The 14,775-nt window shown below is 53.6% G+C and carries 15 protein-coding genes; 4 read left to right on the forward strand and 11 right to left on the reverse strand.

All coding sequences use genetic code 11. The annotated features are described in order from the left end of the window. Positions 1 to 7: 7 nt before the first annotated feature. Positions 8 to 787 (reverse strand): SDR family NAD(P)-dependent oxidoreductase, encoded by a 780-nt coding sequence (locus tag ACUHMQ_RS03755; RefSeq protein WP_445294112.1) that lies wholly within the window; start codon positions 785 to 787, stop codon positions 8 to 10. A gap of 807 nt (positions 788 to 1,594) precedes the next feature. Between ACUHMQ_RS03755 and ACUHMQ_RS03760 the strand changes: the two genes are divergently transcribed. Both ACUHMQ_RS03760 and ACUHMQ_RS03765 read left to right on the forward strand, forming a co-directional pair. Further along, a complete protein-coding gene (locus ACUHMQ_RS03760; protein WP_445294113.1) occupies positions 1,595 to 2,368 on the forward strand; it encodes a substrate-binding periplasmic protein in 774 nt (257 codons plus the stop codon). Positions 2,369 to 2,725: 357 nt separating this feature from the next. Further along, entirely contained in the window at positions 2,726 to 3,667 is a 942-nt protein-coding gene (locus tag ACUHMQ_RS03765; RefSeq protein ID WP_445294114.1) for an IS481 family transposase, read from the forward strand. A 15-nt stretch (positions 3,668 to 3,682) separates the two neighbouring features. Here the strand turns inward: ACUHMQ_RS03765 and ACUHMQ_RS03770 are convergent, their stop codons facing one another. From ACUHMQ_RS03770 to ACUHMQ_RS03790, 5 genes are all read right to left on the reverse strand, one after another. Next, a complete protein-coding gene (locus tag ACUHMQ_RS03770) occupies positions 3,683 to 4,309 on the reverse strand; it encodes a lytic transglycosylase domain-containing protein (protein WP_445294115.1) in 627 nt (208 codons plus the stop codon). A 19-nt stretch (positions 4,310 to 4,328) separates the two neighbouring features. After that, positions 4,329 to 6,041 carry a proline--tRNA ligase gene (locus tag ACUHMQ_RS03775; protein WP_445294116.1) on the reverse strand — a complete coding sequence of 571 codons (1,713 nt, stop codon included), beginning with the start codon at positions 6,039 to 6,041 and terminating at the stop codon, positions 4,329 to 4,331. A 148-nt stretch (positions 6,042 to 6,189) separates the two neighbouring features. Then, on the reverse strand, positions 6,190 to 7,194 hold the full coding sequence (locus ACUHMQ_RS03780) for a hypothetical protein (RefSeq protein ID WP_445294117.1): 1,005 nt from the start codon (positions 7,192 to 7,194) through the stop codon (positions 6,190 to 6,192). After that, entirely contained in the window at positions 7,194 to 7,640 is a 447-nt protein-coding gene (locus ACUHMQ_RS03785; protein WP_445294118.1) for a DNA polymerase III subunit chi, read from the reverse strand. The genes ACUHMQ_RS03780 and ACUHMQ_RS03785 overlap by 1 nt, the downstream gene beginning before the upstream one ends. Before the next feature lie 2 nt (positions 7,641 to 7,642). Next, positions 7,643 to 9,280, reverse strand: a complete 1,638-nt coding sequence (locus ACUHMQ_RS03790; protein WP_445294119.1) for a leucyl aminopeptidase — start codon at positions 9,278 to 9,280, stop codon at positions 7,643 to 7,645. Positions 9,281 to 9,492: 212 nt separating this feature from the next. On the opposite strand from ACUHMQ_RS03790, the gene lptF reads away from it, so the two are divergent. Both lptF and lptG read left to right on the forward strand, forming a co-directional pair. Then, complete coding sequence (gene lptF, locus ACUHMQ_RS03795; RefSeq protein ID WP_445294120.1) at positions 9,493 to 10,551, forward strand: LPS export ABC transporter permease LptF; 1,059 nt, start codon at positions 9,493 to 9,495, stop codon at positions 10,549 to 10,551. After that, the gene (gene lptG, locus ACUHMQ_RS03800) at positions 10,548 to 11,624 is read left to right on the forward strand and encodes an LPS export ABC transporter permease LptG (RefSeq protein WP_445294121.1); all 1,077 of its coding nucleotides are present in this window, start codon (positions 10,548 to 10,550) and stop codon (positions 11,622 to 11,624) included. Before lptF ends, lptG begins: the two co-directional genes overlap by 4 nt. Positions 11,625 to 11,633: 9 nt before the next feature. Here lptG and ACUHMQ_RS03805 read toward each other — a convergent pair whose 3' ends face one another. The 5 genes from ACUHMQ_RS03805 to ACUHMQ_RS03825 form a co-directional block, all read right to left on the reverse strand. Then, positions 11,634 to 12,137 carry a DUF456 domain-containing protein gene (locus ACUHMQ_RS03805; RefSeq protein ID WP_445294122.1) on the reverse strand — a complete coding sequence of 168 codons (504 nt, stop codon included), beginning with the start codon at positions 12,135 to 12,137 and terminating at the stop codon, positions 11,634 to 11,636. Positions 12,138 to 12,305: 168 nt separating this feature from the next. Beyond that, positions 12,306 to 12,503 carry a hypothetical protein gene (locus tag ACUHMQ_RS03810; protein WP_445294123.1) on the reverse strand — a complete coding sequence of 66 codons (198 nt, stop codon included), beginning with the start codon at positions 12,501 to 12,503 and terminating at the stop codon, positions 12,306 to 12,308. A gap of 156 nt (positions 12,504 to 12,659) precedes the next feature. Further along, positions 12,660 to 12,977 (reverse strand): MGMT family protein, encoded by a 318-nt coding sequence (locus tag ACUHMQ_RS03815; protein WP_445294124.1) that lies wholly within the window; start codon positions 12,975 to 12,977, stop codon positions 12,660 to 12,662. A 152-nt stretch (positions 12,978 to 13,129) separates the two neighbouring features. Beyond that, positions 13,130 to 13,975: an RNA polymerase sigma factor RpoH gene (gene rpoH / locus ACUHMQ_RS03820; protein WP_445294125.1), complete on the reverse strand. Its 846-nt coding sequence runs from the start codon at positions 13,973 to 13,975 to the stop codon at positions 13,130 to 13,132. 418 nt (positions 13,976 to 14,393) lie between these two features. Next, positions 14,394 to 14,775 (reverse strand): transposase (locus ACUHMQ_RS03825; RefSeq protein ID WP_445294126.1); only part of this gene is annotated, 382 nt, incomplete at its 5' end.

A 14,775-nucleotide genomic window follows, 5' to 3' on the forward strand; every position in this document is an offset into this window, starting at 1 on the left:
AGTTAAATCAAGCTTGGTTGCGGCCAGCCATTACGCCACCGTCGACGTCCCACACTGCGCCGGTTACCCAGTCAGCCTTGTCGGATAGAAGGAAGGTGATTGCTTCTGCGACATCGCGTGGTGTACCGACGCGACCAATTGGATGGAACGTGTTGAAGCCTTGCAGGGCGGCATGTACGTCCGCCTTTGGGATGAATCCTTCGTAAATAGGTGTTTGCACAACTGCGGGAGAGACGGCATTCACACGGATGCCTTTGTCGGCTAGTTCCATTGCCAGATGCTGGGTCAACGAATGCAAGCCAGCTTTCGCCATCGAATAGGCAGATGAGGGTGTTGCCCCGATCGCTTGTTTTGCCCACATGGAGCCGATATTGACGATGACGCCCTTGCGACCTGTAGCCACAATGTTCTGCGCGACCTTTTGCGTTACAAAGAAGAAGGCGCGATTCAGATTCATGTACATGTCGTAATCGGTGACGCTATGTTCCAAGAACGACTTGGGAAAGAAGACGCCGGCGGCATTGACCAGAAGGTCGATGTCCTTGTGTTGCGCATCCAAGGTTTGAAGGAGCTGGTTGACACCTGCTTCGTTACTGAGATCAGCAGTAAGCGCTGTAACTTCGCCGAGTGGTGCTAGCTGTTGGCGTGCATCTTCGGTTTTGTCGGCGCGATGTCCTACTACAACCACACGCCCGCTTTGTTCCAATACCATGCGGGCGGTTTCCAGGCCCATACCGCTCGTGCCACCAACTACCAAAAGCTTCTTTCCTGCAAATGACTTGTTCATGATCTTCTCTACAAACCAACCAATAGGTTGGTGTAAAATTTAAAAAAATACGAGTTGTCTCGCAAGTTGGTCGAGTAGGTGTTATCTGTGATTTCGTTGCGATGAAACTTAACGAAGTGATTGAAACAAACCTATCGATAGGTCAGTATTCTGGAGATAAAAAAAGAAATGCGCAAGTACTTTTTCATACATCAATGGTTTGCCTCGGATGGGAAGTGTATGCAGTAGTGCGCAGAACAAGCGATTTCGTGTGTTCATGTTAGATGTAATTGGGGAAACCGACTGGGTGGTAGATGACTTTGGCAGGGATGTGGGTTCTGTCCCGGAGGCTCTATCCGCAATAGGATCTGGACTCGATTCAGTCGACTGTAACGGGAGGTTGGCTTGATTACTTGCAGACTAAGTATGTCTGCGGCGCTAAGAACCTGTGCAAAGTCTCGCGGGCTAGAGCGAGACAAAGCGAAAACAGCCGAGGAAGCGGCGTTTACTCATGATAAATGAGCATTTCGGGGGTTCTTTCAACGCGGTATCGCTGACACGTAGAAGACTTTGAACAATCTGCTGACGATCTGTCATGTGCAGCTATCAGTATGGTGCCGAACAGAAACCAGAGTGAACTTGAGTACGAGAGGATTTCGAATAGCGCACATGCCTCAATCGCCGTTGTGTAGCAGGTTTGTGAACATGCTCTAACGATTCCAGTGAATCTTGAAGCCTATCAGGTGTATATAGATACAAGCACGAAGGCTCCTGGGCACTGCTTTATCTACTTGATGGCGGAAGGCTAAGACAATCTTGGAGATTACAATGATGAGCAGAAACGCTTGGGTTGGCTGCGGGCTATTTATTTTGGCCAGTCGAGCCTTCGCCTGTGAAATTTCCCTGGCTTACAATAGTGATGCTTTACCGCCTTACTATGTTGGTGTGGGCGATGTTTCACCTGACCACCCAGGGGTAGCTGTTGAATTAGCTCAATTGGCGGCTGCAAAAATAGGCTGTGCGGTTACGCTAAAAAGACTGCCCACCAAGCGGGTAATGGCAGAAACTGGGATGGGAAAATATGACGGCGCTTTTTTGTTTTCGTACAGCGTTGAACGGACCGCAATATTTGCCTTTCCAATGCAGGGTGAAATGCCCGACAAAAGTCGAAGAATAGCTACCCTTTCATATTCACTTTATAAACTGAAGGGTAGTCCAGCAAATTGGAATGGGGAGACTTTCAGTGGTATATCTGGCCCAATAGGGGTGAATATGGGCTGGTCCATCGGTAAAGATATACAGGCGCTTAAAGTACCTGTTCTTGAGTCTTATACGACTCAGGAAAATTTTAACCAACTGCGCCTTGGCAGAATTGCTGCTTATGCAACGCTGGATACTGTGGGCGATGCTGCTATACAGCGCGCGGGAATGAATGATATAGAGCGGCTGCCTACACTTATCTCTAGTAAAGATTACTTTATTATATTCAATAACCTGTACTACCAAAAAAATAGAGAACGTACCGAACAATTTTGGACTGCAATAGGCAATTTAAGAGAGAGTACTTTGCAAAGTTTGATAAAGAAATACAGCACTGATTAATTAATGAAGAACACCACTAATGCATAATGGGGCTGAGAATAGATTTCCCTTTTTCTTTGAACAGGTTCTTAGAACCTGTTCAAAGTCTCGCGAGCTAAGGCAAGACAAGGCGAAAACAACTGAGGAAGCGGAATTTACATAGGGTAAATGAGCATTCCGAGGTTGTTTTCAACGCCGTATTGCTGACGTGCAGCAGACTTTGAACAAGTTCTTAGACAGACGATTGCTTGAAGCAACGCATCTCTCGACTATGTCCGAGGGTGGCTGTTTCACTTGTTTGATCTTAGTGGGTGTGCCTAGCTGTTTAGTCCCACAGTATGCTGGTCTAATCTTTAGCCAGCTACGAAAGGATGAGCTATGGGACAGGTTCTACATGGAAGCGCCACAACGACACCGGCAACCCGTCGCGCGATACAACATAGTCAAGCGAGCCTGAGCACACTGGCCAAGCTGCATGGGGTGAATCCCAAGACCATTGCGAAATGGCGGGCACGCTCATTTACGCATGATGCACCCATGGGGCCGAAGGCAGCCCGTTCGACGGTACTGACGCAGGAGGAGGAAGCCGCCATCGTTGCCTTCCGGAAGTACACCTTGCTGCCTTTGGACGACTGCTTGTACGCACTCCAGCCCAACATGCCGCATTTGACCCGCTCTGCCTTGCATCGCTGCTTGCAGCGTCATGGCATTTCCCGACTACCCGAAGTCGAGGGAGATCAGCCACAGAAGAAGTCGTTCAAGTCATACCCTATCGGTTACTTTCATCTTGACATTGCCGAAATCCAAACGGACGAAGGGAGGCTGTATCTCTTTGTCGCTATCGATCAGACGTCAAAACTGGCCTACGCTGAGCTTCATTCCAGGGCAACACGCCTGGTGGCAAGGGATTTTCTATCTGGCTTGATCGCCACAGTGCCTTACACCATTCATACGATCTTGACGGACAACGGCATTCAGTTTGCCAAGCGGCAAGGTACTGAAGCCTACTGGTCGATTCCATTTGATCGACTCTGCCAAGTCCACCACATCGAACATCGGTTAACCAAGGTCTGCCATCCTTGGACCAATGGACAGGTCGAACGCATGAATCGGACGATCAAGGAGACGACGGTCAAGCGTTACCACTATCAATCGCATGATCAGCTGAAATCCCATTTGCAGGCATTCCTGATGGCGTACAACTTTGCTCGTCGCTTGAAGACCTTAACCCCTTATGAATATGTTTGCAACATCTGGGCAACTGAACCACAGCGCTTCTGGATTGATCCGTTCCAGCACACTATGGGACTAAACACCTAGCGTAAACAGGTGTGCTTACTTGATGGAGTAGGACACGGCCTGAAGGCGTACTTGCCCTGTTTGCCAATCCCATTGTTTTTTCCAGGCGCCTAGGACAAGGTTCGGGTACTCGGGCCTGCCAAGGCTACCGTTGTAGCGGCCCAGTGCACGGTAAAGATCACCCTGCTCGATGTCGAGGTAATGGCGTAGGATTGTGCAGCCAAAGCGCAGATTGGTATACATATCGAACAGGTTATGCTTGCCATTGCCAATGCTGCGTAGCCAGAAGGGCATGACTTGCATAAGGCCGCGTGCGCCTGCTGAAGAGATAGCGTACTTGCGAAAACCACTCTCTACTTGAATCAACCCGAGCACCATCTGCGGGTCCAGGCCGGCACGGGTGGCTTCGTAATGGATAGCGGTCAGCAGCTTTTCCCGCATGTAATCATCAGGAATCTTCTTTTGCAGGCGGCCCGACATTTCTGCCAGCCATGCTTTGCCAGCATCAGGATTGGCAAAAGCCAAGCGGGGTTCGGCCTGATCACTGATCGAACGTTGCATGGCCGTTGCGACCGACAAAGACAAAGCCTCTTCTTTCTGCGCCCCGGCCAAAGCAGGCAGCGCAGTGAGAAAGAGTGAAAAAACAATGGCTAGGCGAAGCATTTACAGAAAATAAACCTTATTAAGCCAATTTGCCAAGCAGACAGGACACGATGTTTGCTTGGCTGATCAGTTCAGTCTCGCCGCTCTGGCGTGACACGTACTCGACTTTCTCTTCAGCCAGCGACTTATCGCCTATCGTTACCCGGTGCGGAATGCCTATGAGCTCCATATCGGCGAACATCACGCCGGGGCGTTCATTGCGGTCATCCAGCAATACGTCAACTCCCTTGGCCTGTAGTTCCGCGTAGAGGGAGTCGGCAGCAGCTTTAACAGCTTCGGATCGCTGGTAACCCACCGGTACGATAACCACGGTGAATGGCGCCATGGCATTGGAGAACTTGATGCCTTTGTCGTCGAAGTTCTGCTCGATGGCAGCACCGACGATACGGGAGACGCCAATGCCGTAACAGCCCATTTCCATCGGTTTCAACTGGCCTTCGCTATCCAGGTAATTGCAGTTCAATGCCTCAGAATACTTGGTACGTAACTGGAAAATATGGCCTACCTCGATACCACGGCAGATTTCCAGTACACCTTTGCCATCTGGCGATGTATCACCCGCAACGACATTACGGATATCGGCGACAACATCGGCTTCGGGCAGGTCCCGGCCCCAGTTAACCCCGGCAATATGGTATTTCGGCTTGTTGGCACCCACGACGAAGTCGCTCATGGCTGCGACACTACGGTCGGCAATCAGTCGTGCACGGCTGCGATCGATACCGACAGGGCCAAGGAAGCCGGGTGGGCAGTTGAAGAACGCGCGCAGTTCTTCCTCAGTGGCGAAGCGGAAATCCGCCATGCCTTTAACTTTGGCCAGTTTGACTTCATTGAGGTTATGGTCGCCGCGCAAGAGGCAGATGACCATCTGATCGTTCGCCATCAGCGCAATCAGCTTCACAGTGCGCTGCAGTGGAATACCCATCAGTTCGGCAACTGCAGCGCAGGTGGTCTGTTTGGGTGTGTCGATATCACGCATGGCTTCGGCAGGTGCTGCACGGGGTGCGGCAGGCGCCACAGCTTCGGCCAGCTCCACATTGGCGGCAAAGTCCGAGGTAGGGCAGTAGGCGAGGGCATCTTCGCCGGCATCAGCCAGCACATGGAATTCGTGCGAGCCATCGCCGCCAATCGCACCGGTATCTGCGGCTACAGGACGGAAATGTAAACCAAGCCGGGTGAAGACGTTTGAATACGCCTGATACATCACCTTGTAAGTGGCTTCCAGGCTGGGCTGGTCGGTGTGGAATGAGTAAGCGTCTTTCATCACGAATTCACGCGAGCGCATAACGCCAAAACGGGGCCGTATTTCGTCGCGGAATTTGACCTGCATCTGGTAGAAGCTCAGCGGCAGCTGCTTGTAGCTCTTGACCTCGCTGCGGGCGATATCGGTGATCACTTCCTCATGGGTGGGGCCAAAGCAGAAGTCGCGCTCGTGGCGATCTTTAATCTTCAGCATTTGTGGCCCGAATACAGCCCAGCGGCCGCTTTCCTGCCACAGTTCAGCGGGCTGAATGGCCGGCATCAGCAATTCCAATGCGCCAGCTTTGTTCATTTCGTCGCGCACAACAGCCTCTACCCGGCGTAAAACACGCAACCCCAGTGGCATCCAGGTGTACAGGCCGGAACCCAACTTTTTGATCAGACCGGCGCGCAGCATCAGCTTATGGCTGGGCAGTTCGGCCTCGTTGGGGGCTTCTTTCAGGGTAGAGAGGAAGAATTGCGAGGTACGCATGTACGGAATGCCCAGGTAATCGATTGAAAAAAAGCGATTTTACCGTAGGCAGGCGGTTACGCGTAGTCGGTAATGTATGAGGTGTTGGGAAGTACTGCTGCACGTCGAAGCCATATTGCTGACGTGCAGCAGTCTTATGAAACAGATTCTAATAATTCTTGAGCACTTCTTCGATACGTGTTTGGACCAGTTTGTCCAGCTGCGGCTGTAGTACCCCTAGGGTACGTTTCAGCGCTTCGGTATGCAGGACTGCGACTTGGCGGGCCATCTCGGTACGCAGCAACTTTTCCACTTCCGGACGTAGGCTGGCGAGCACCTCAGCGGCGATGGCAGCAGGGTCGATTACTGGGCGTGCAACGGGGAAGGCTTCATCCGGCAATTCGATACTGAATCCGGCAAATTCGTCGTCCGCATCGAAGGGTTGCGATTGAATTACCGGTGCAGCAACGGGAGGAGCTGCTGGTCGTGGTGCAGGTACGGTTACCGGTGCCGCCGCGGGTACAGCCGCAGGGCGTGGTGCGGGGGCTGGAACGGGTGCTGCGACAGATGCAGTAGGTATGGGAGCCGATGCGGGACGAGGCGCAGCAGGTGCAGCAGGTGCAGCGACAGCTGGCTTCGCCACTGGTGCCGGCGTACGGCTTACATCAGGGGGGGGCGTGAAATCAAAATCGAGCGCCAATTCCGGCATCAACGGCCCATCTGCCAATGGTGAGGGGATAGGTGCGGCAGGGGGCGGCGGGGCAGGTCGTGCAGCTGGTGTAAAGCTGGGGAGCGTCAGTTCCGGAAAGTCAAACTCCGCCTTGGCTGGCGCTGCAGCAGGTTTGGGAGAGGCTTGTGGCTGTGCCGGGGCAGCGGTAGGTGCTGCTGCAGGTTTGGCTGGCGCTGCGCTTGCTGGTGGAGAGGCGACCGGTGTCTTTGCGTCAGCGCGGATTTCCTCCGGGGAGAACATCAGTTCATCCCCTACCATCGGCGCGACATTGGTCAGCACAGGAATATCCCCCTGTGACAGTTCAGCATCAAGGTCGGTCAGCACCGGCACGTTTGCATCAGATCCTTGGCCCCTATGGCGGGCAATCAGTGCATCTGTCTTACCCAGCACACTGGGCGTGTCGTCATCAGGGCCCGGCAGGGAGAAGTCAAAATCTTGTGCCATTACGCGCCACCTTGGGCCAGCTTGGCCATATCTGTGTATTCCACTTCATAGCCGGCTTGCTTGTATTGTGCAACGCGTTGACGGGCTGCTTGCCGGCCAGCCTCGTCGTCATGGGCGACGATTTCGATCACACGGGCGAGATTTGGGCTGGCAGGTACCATTCTAGGCGTCCAGTTGAAGAGCACATCGCGGGGACCCAGTTTTTCCAGACGATGATCAATCAAAGCGGGTGTCTGAGCGGCGCAACTATCTTCCGCCAAGCAGTGTGGCACAAAACCCGTTGGTGGTACTTCCCACAACAGCCGGTCTATTACCCGGCTGGCGGTTTCCGACTCGGTGATTACGCCTATGGCGAGCTTGCGCTTCAAGGCTTTACCAACGAGTTGGCAAAGCGCCAACTCTCGGTTGGCAACATTGAAATAAAAACTCGCCATAGGTACGGACATACTTATTTCTTCTTGGTTACAGGTTTCGCTGCTGGCTTGGCTGCAGGTTTTGCTACAGCTGACTTACCGGCAACTGCTTTGCTGGCAGCCTTAGCCGCTGGTTTTTCTGCAGCTTTCACAGCAACCTTGGTAGCTGTTTTGGTTGCACTCGTTGCTGCAGGTTTTGCTGCATCCCCTTTAGCGGCGGCTGGCTTCGCAACACGGCTACGCAGGAACTGGGTCAGCAATGGTACAGGACGGCCGGTTGCACCTTTCGCTGCACCTTGCTTCCAGGCAGTACCGGCGATATCCAAGTGGGCCCAGTCGTATTTCTCGGCGAAACGCGACAGGAAGCAGGCTGCAGTCACCGAACCACCGCCAGGACCACCAATATTGGCCAGATCTGCGAAGTTGGACTTCAACTGCTCATGGTATTCCTCGCCCATCGGCATCTGCCAGGCCCGATCTCCCGCTACATCGCCGGCGGTTTGCAGTTCGCGCGCCAGTTCTTCCTTATTGGCATACAGACCGCTGGTATGGTTACCCAGTGCAACTACGCATGCACCGGTTAGGGTAGCGACATCGACCACGACTGCAGGCTCGAAGCGCTCTGCATAGGTCAGTGCATCACAGAGTATCAGACGGCCTTCAGCATCGGTATTCAGGATTTCAACCGTCAGCCCCTTCATGGTGGTGACGACATCCCCTGGCTTGCTGGCATTGCCTGCAGGCATGTTTTCGCAAGTAGCTACGACGGCATAGACATTCAACGGCAGTTTGGCTGCACCAACGCCATGCATGGTGGCGAGGACGGAACCTGCACCCATCATGTCGTACTTCATTTCATCCATGTTCGCACCCGGCTTGAGGCTGATGCCGCCGGAGTCGAACGTGATGCCTTTGCCGACCAGGACGACAGGCTTATCGCCCTTGGCGCCGCCTTCGTGCTTGAGGACGATCAGCTTCATCGGTTCGGTCGAACCCTTGGCGACCGATACGAAAGACAGCATGCCGAGTTTTTCGATCTCGGCACGGTCCATTACATCCACTTTCATGCCGAACTGCTTGGCGATGGACTTGGCAGTGTTGGCCAGATGGGTAGGGGTACAGAAATTAGGAGGCAGGTTGCCAAGATCCTTGGCAAGGTTCAGTGCTTCACCCAAAGCGCTACCAGCGGTAATGGCTTTGGCAACAGTGGCCTCATCGGCTTTGCCAGCCAGCAGGGTAACTTTCTTGAGCCCTGGTTTTTCGCTTTTCTTGGACTTGGTGCTGTCGAATTTGTAGCTGGCATCGAAGGCTGCGACGGCAATCTCTTCAGCCGCCCAGGCAGTATTGCGGTGATCAAAGCCAACGGCCAGTTCACCGCCGACACTGACAGCTGCTTTTACAGCAGCACGTGCTGCCTCGCGGAAATCTTTATTGCTTTCGCCTACGCTAACCAACAACACACGCTCTGCGGTTACGCCTGGTACCTTGTGCAACAGCATGCAGCTGCCAGCTTTGGGGTCCAGGTCGCCCAGCTTGAGCACTGCGGCCAGGTGGCCGGCAGCGGTCTTATCCACCGCTGTTGCTGTTGCGCCTAGTTTGCCGTTTTGTACAGACAGGGCGAGTATGGCGGCCTTTTGTTTTTCGGCGTTCACGGCCTTGACAATGATTTCCACGGAGGACTCCTGTAAGATCGCGGCTTGGTGGTTTTTCGGGATTGAAAACACACCGCCTGCGTTGTGAATTCGCGCCGCTGCTTTTGTTGGCCCCAGCGCGGAAAACTGGAAAACGTCTGCGATTTTCCGAACTCAACCGGTAAAAGTCAAAGCGCGCCTTGCCGTCCTCTAATAAATATTCATTTCTTTCTCGTTGTCTGCCGTCCGAACGTTTGTTCGAGCGTGCCATGTTGCGTGAATTTACCGGCATGGCGGCAGGCGTATTTTTTGTGCTGCTCGCGATTGTGGTGGTAACCCGAGGGGCCAAGTTGCTTGGGCTCGCAGCGGGTGGCTCGGTGGCCTCTGAAGCTGTGGTGGCGTTGCTGGGGTTTATCCTGCTCAGTATCGTACCCTGGCTGCTTTCACTCACCGCATTCATTACTGTTCTGATGACGCTGACCCGGGCATGGCGCGATCGCGAGATGGACATCTGGTTCTCTGCAGGCCAGCCGTTGACCGCGTGGATACGCCCAGTGCTGATGTTTGCCGTGCCGCTGGCCTTGTTGTCCGCATCCCTTAGTCTAGGCATGACGCCGTGGGCCAAACAGAAAAGTCGTGAATATCGCGAACAGTTGGCGACGCGCGACGATATGTCGGCGCTTGCACCGGGTATGTTCAAAGAGTCTGCGCGATCCGACCGGGTATATTTCATCGAGAACTACTCGGGTGAAGGTGGTGCAGCGCGCAATATCTTTGTGCAGTCAACCGAGAGTGACCAGCAGACCGTTACCGTGGCGGCTGAAGGGTATTTGTTGAGCCACCCGGATGGTGAACGGATTCTGGTGCTGCAGAATGGCCGGCGCTATGAAGGTACATTGGGCATGCCCAGTTATCGGATAGTGGAATTCAATGAGGCGAGGATACGCGTAGAGGAGGGGGACCACCGTGCGGTAAGCACCAGTACGGAGGCGAAGACGACCCTGGCCTTGATGGGTAGTGATAAGCCCGAAGAGGAAGCCGAACTCGCGTGGCGTATTGCTATCCCGATCTCATTGGTATTGCTGTCACTGGTAGCGGTGCCACTTGCGTATGTGAACCCGCGGGTCGGTCGTACATTCAACCTCTTGATTGCTGTGTTGTTGTTCTCCATCTATGTGAACCTGATCAATCTGGCGCAAAGCTGGATTGCTGCGGGGCGTTTGTCGGCATGGGTAGGGATGTGGCCTGTCCACTTAGCGGTGATCGCTATTGCGTACAGCCTGTTCCGTTGGCGGTCGAAGGCGCGTACATGAAAATCCTGAGCCGGTATCTGATCGTTGAGGTAGTACGAACCAGCCTGTTTGTGCTCGCTGCATTGCTTGGCCTCTTTTTGTTCTTTGATTTGATCGGCGAATTGGGGTCGCTGGGCAAAGGTGGGTACACCTTTGTCAAACTGTTGGCCTATGTGCTGCTGCTGACACCAGGGCATGCTTATGAGCTGATGCCGATTGCTGTTCTTATCGGTGGTTTGTTTGCCCTGTCGATGCTGAACCAGAATTCGGAACTGACCGTGATGCGGGTTGGCGGCATGTCGGTGAAGCGCATGCTGGCTATTCTGAGCATTGCCGGGGTGGGTTTTGCCGCATTCACATTGTTGGCGGGTGAATATCTTGCTCCTCGGGCTGAGCGCGCAGCTACACAGCTTCGCCTGGCGGCCAAAGGGCAATTAGTGACGCAGGATTTCCGATCCGGTTTCTGGATGAAAGATGACGGCAGCTTCGTCAATGTGCGCGAAGTATTGCCAGATCAGACGCTGCACAACATCAACTTCTACCAGTTTGACGTCAAACGACGGCTTAGCCTGCAGGGCAGGGCAGAGCGTGGTGTTTGGCAACCTAAGGAAGGCGCTTGGTTGCTGAGCAATATCACCGCCACGCATTTTGAGAACGGTAGCGTGAAGGTGGAGAAGCTTGATCAGTTCGTCTGGCACTCGGTGCTGACGCCAGACACGCTTTCGGTATTGTTGATTGCGCCGGAGCAGATGTCGGTGGTGACTTTGATGGAATATATCGACCATCTCAAGCGCAACCAGCAGCAGACCCGGCGTTACGAGATTGCCCTGTGGACCAAGCTGATCTACCCATTAGCGTGCTTGGCCATGCTGGTTATCGCATTACCATTTGCACAGACCCAACGCCGCGCCGGTGGGATAGGGGTAAAGCTATTCGTCGGCATCATGCTTGGGTTGGGCTTTTACTTTGTGAACAAGCTGGTGGGTCACCTTGGGCTTTTATATGACTGGTCGCCTATTCTGGCGGCAAGCTTGCCTTCCACTTTGTTCTTGGTGCTGGCGATTTATCTGCTCTGGCAACAGGAACGCCGCTAGTTTTTCTGGTTAAACGAAGAAAGCAAAAGCAAACAGCCCTATCATAACGAGGCTTAGGCCGAGCTTGGCCACGGTGCCGATGAGTAAGCCCAGCCAAGTAGCCAAGCCGACCTGGCCTGCGCGGATCGCGTCGCCGCGTGCTAGCCACTCGCCAATTGCAGCGCCAATGAATGGCCCGAAGATCAGGCCCACGATATTGAAGAAAATCCCCAGAATGGCACCCAGTGTCGCGCCGATGACAGCCTGACGGCTGGCTCCTAGTTTATTGGCCCCCCACGCACCTGCAATAAAGTCGATAATGATCATGACAATGCTGAGTGCCAGCAGCACGCCCAGCCAACCCCAGCCCACCCGCTGAAAATCATCCAGCCACGCGCAAAGAACAAAGCCGGCCATCAGTAAGGGTGCTGAGGGCAGTAATGGCAGCAGATTGCCAGCAAAGCCCGCTACGATCAGCAGAATTGCCAGCAGGTAACCCGCGATGGGTAACGCATCCATAATTTTCCTTGTCATGAAGCAGCCGACAAAGCTGCTAATCAGACAAGGATATGAGGGGGGCTGGAAAGTTTCACAAGTGCCGATGTTATCAATACAAATGCAAAGGCGACCTCGTATGCGGTCGCCTTTGTGTGGTCGGTTATACCGACGACGGCACCTTAGTGTGCCGTAAGCATATAGGGGCTAATGAAATGTGCCCGACAGTACAAAATAATCGTTGGCACGTCGACCTAGGGAACCGCGTGTATCACTACCGACCAGTGCCAAATTCTGTATGCGCCAATCACGGTCTTCCAGGTGAATAGGAGTGCGGCGCTCTTGCATTCGCCGCTCCGGGCCATTGTAACCAAGGGTATATTTCAGCAGGGAGTCTTCTAGCATCCAGTCTCCTTTTCCGTGGGGATCTTGATAGAGGTTGTTGAGGTCGAGACCTTAACTCTAGTCCGCTTGGGGTAATTTTGCTCAGCCGTTTGTCCGAGGTGATGAGAACAGATGTCAGTTAGAACCAATCTCACGACTTTACGTATTGCTGGCGCGCTACGACGGATTCCAACTGAAGCATCGCATATCTATCCGTCCGGTTTCGTCGAATTGGACGCCTTCTGCTTCCAGTAATACGCGCTGCAAGTCGTTATTACCATCCAACCCTCGCGCGCTGATACGACCTTCGCCATTAACTACGCGCCACCAAGGCACATCAGCTTCACCATCCAGATTTTTCAGGGCCACGCCTACATGGCGGGCATGACGTGGCAAACCTGCACTTTTGGCCACTGCGCCGTAGCTCATTACCTTGCCCGGCGGTATGCGGCGAATTGTGGCAATGAAACACGTGTGCAAAGGTTGAATTGGCATCGTGCAGATTGATGTACCGGCTTAATCGACAACAGCAGTAAATACGACTCGACACATCTGCGATGTTATGGGCGAACCCATAGCAGAAAGCCTATTTATGTTCTTGCTCGCCGCGTGGTTTCTGATTGAAAACACAACGCGGCGTAGCGGTATCAGCTGAGCGAAGCTTTCATCTTTTGCAAGGCTTTGACTTCGATTTGGCGTATACGTTCTGCCGATACACCGAATTCATCAGCCAGTTCATGCAAAGTGGCGCCATTTTCGTCACCCAACCAGCGTGCCTCTACAATTCGACGGCTACGTGGGTCAAGCGCTTCCAATGCAGAATTGATACCTTCACCATGCAGATGATCGGTAGCACGGCGTTCCAGTACGGCAACGGGTTCGCTGTCGTGGTCGGCCAGCCAGTCAATGGGGGCGTAACTGTCTTCGTCGTTGTCTTCCGCGACAAGCGCCACATCGTGGCCTGTCATGCGGGTTTCCATTTCCAGCACTTCTTCGGGCTTCACACCCAAATCGTCTGCGATTTGCTGTGCTTCCTTGTGCGTCAAGGCATTCAAGCCGGATTTCATGCTGCGCAGGTTGAAGAACAGCTTACGCTGGGCCTTAGTGGTCGCGATGCGGACAAGCCGCCAGTTACGCAGAATATACTCGTGGATTTCGGCGCGAATCCAATGGACGGCGAAAGAAAACAGACGCACGCCGCGTGTTGGCTCAAAACGCTTTACCGCCTTCATCAAGCCGATATTGCCTTCTTGAATCAGGTCGGCTTGAGGCAAGCCATAGCCGGCGTATCCACGCGCAATGGATGCCACCACGCGAAGATGGGACATAACAAGCCGACCAGCTGCTTCCAGATCGTTATGAGTCTGTAAGCGTGTAGCAAGCTCGGTTTCCTCTTCCTGGCTGAGCAGAGGTATGGCAGCAATCTGCTGCAGGTAGCGATCCAGGCTATCGCCGGAAGCCAAAACCGGCAGAGTAAAGGTAGCTGCTGACATAACTTGTATTCTCCTATGTGCCCACGTTGTTTCGTCAAGGCACGACGATATTAGCACTCGTCATGTGAGAGTGCTAGCAGTCGAAAAGGTTCAGATTTACAAGATGGGCGTTGTGTAGCTAACGGTGCCGAAACTTACTGGCTTATGAGGTTGATTCTCGGACATACGGTATTTACACATCCTGTGCTTTAGGTTCGGGACATCCAATCTCGACTCGACGAGCGGATGGTATTTTTCCCGAACCGAAAACTTCTTATTAGGAAAGGGCACCTCGAATAACCCGACTTTTTGACATTACAGCGGCGTAAGTCGACCTTGCGTTGCTTCCAGACAGCCCGTTCCGGAACTTATCACTCGTCTTGCATCGCTTTCTCTCCCGAATTGGCCATTTCCAGCCAATCCAGACAAATTCCTGGCATCAGAAGGCCACCACGCCAGCGACCTTCAGATAGCACAAGCGTTGCAAGTTGTACCCCGCAATCTTCCAGTGCAGATTCAAGGTGGCGCGTGCCAACCCGATGCAACGTAAGGCTTTGCCCCCCATCTGCGCCAGACTCGCGAAGGGGTGTTCAACACGGGCACGGATCTTGGCAATCCGTCGATTGCGACGTTTCTGGCATTCGGACAAGGGCTTGTCCGCTCTGCCTTTACGCTGGGTGTGCATGCGCCAGCCTTGTCCAATGAGCCGAGCTTCACGCTCCCCATCCACATAGCCGCGATCAGTCCACACGTCACGGCTGGTATTACCCTCGTCGAGTACGCGCTCAAAGTGCAAGGTGTCGTGCTCGCTGGCAGTGCTG

This window comes from Chitinimonas violaceus, assembly GCF_052601015.1.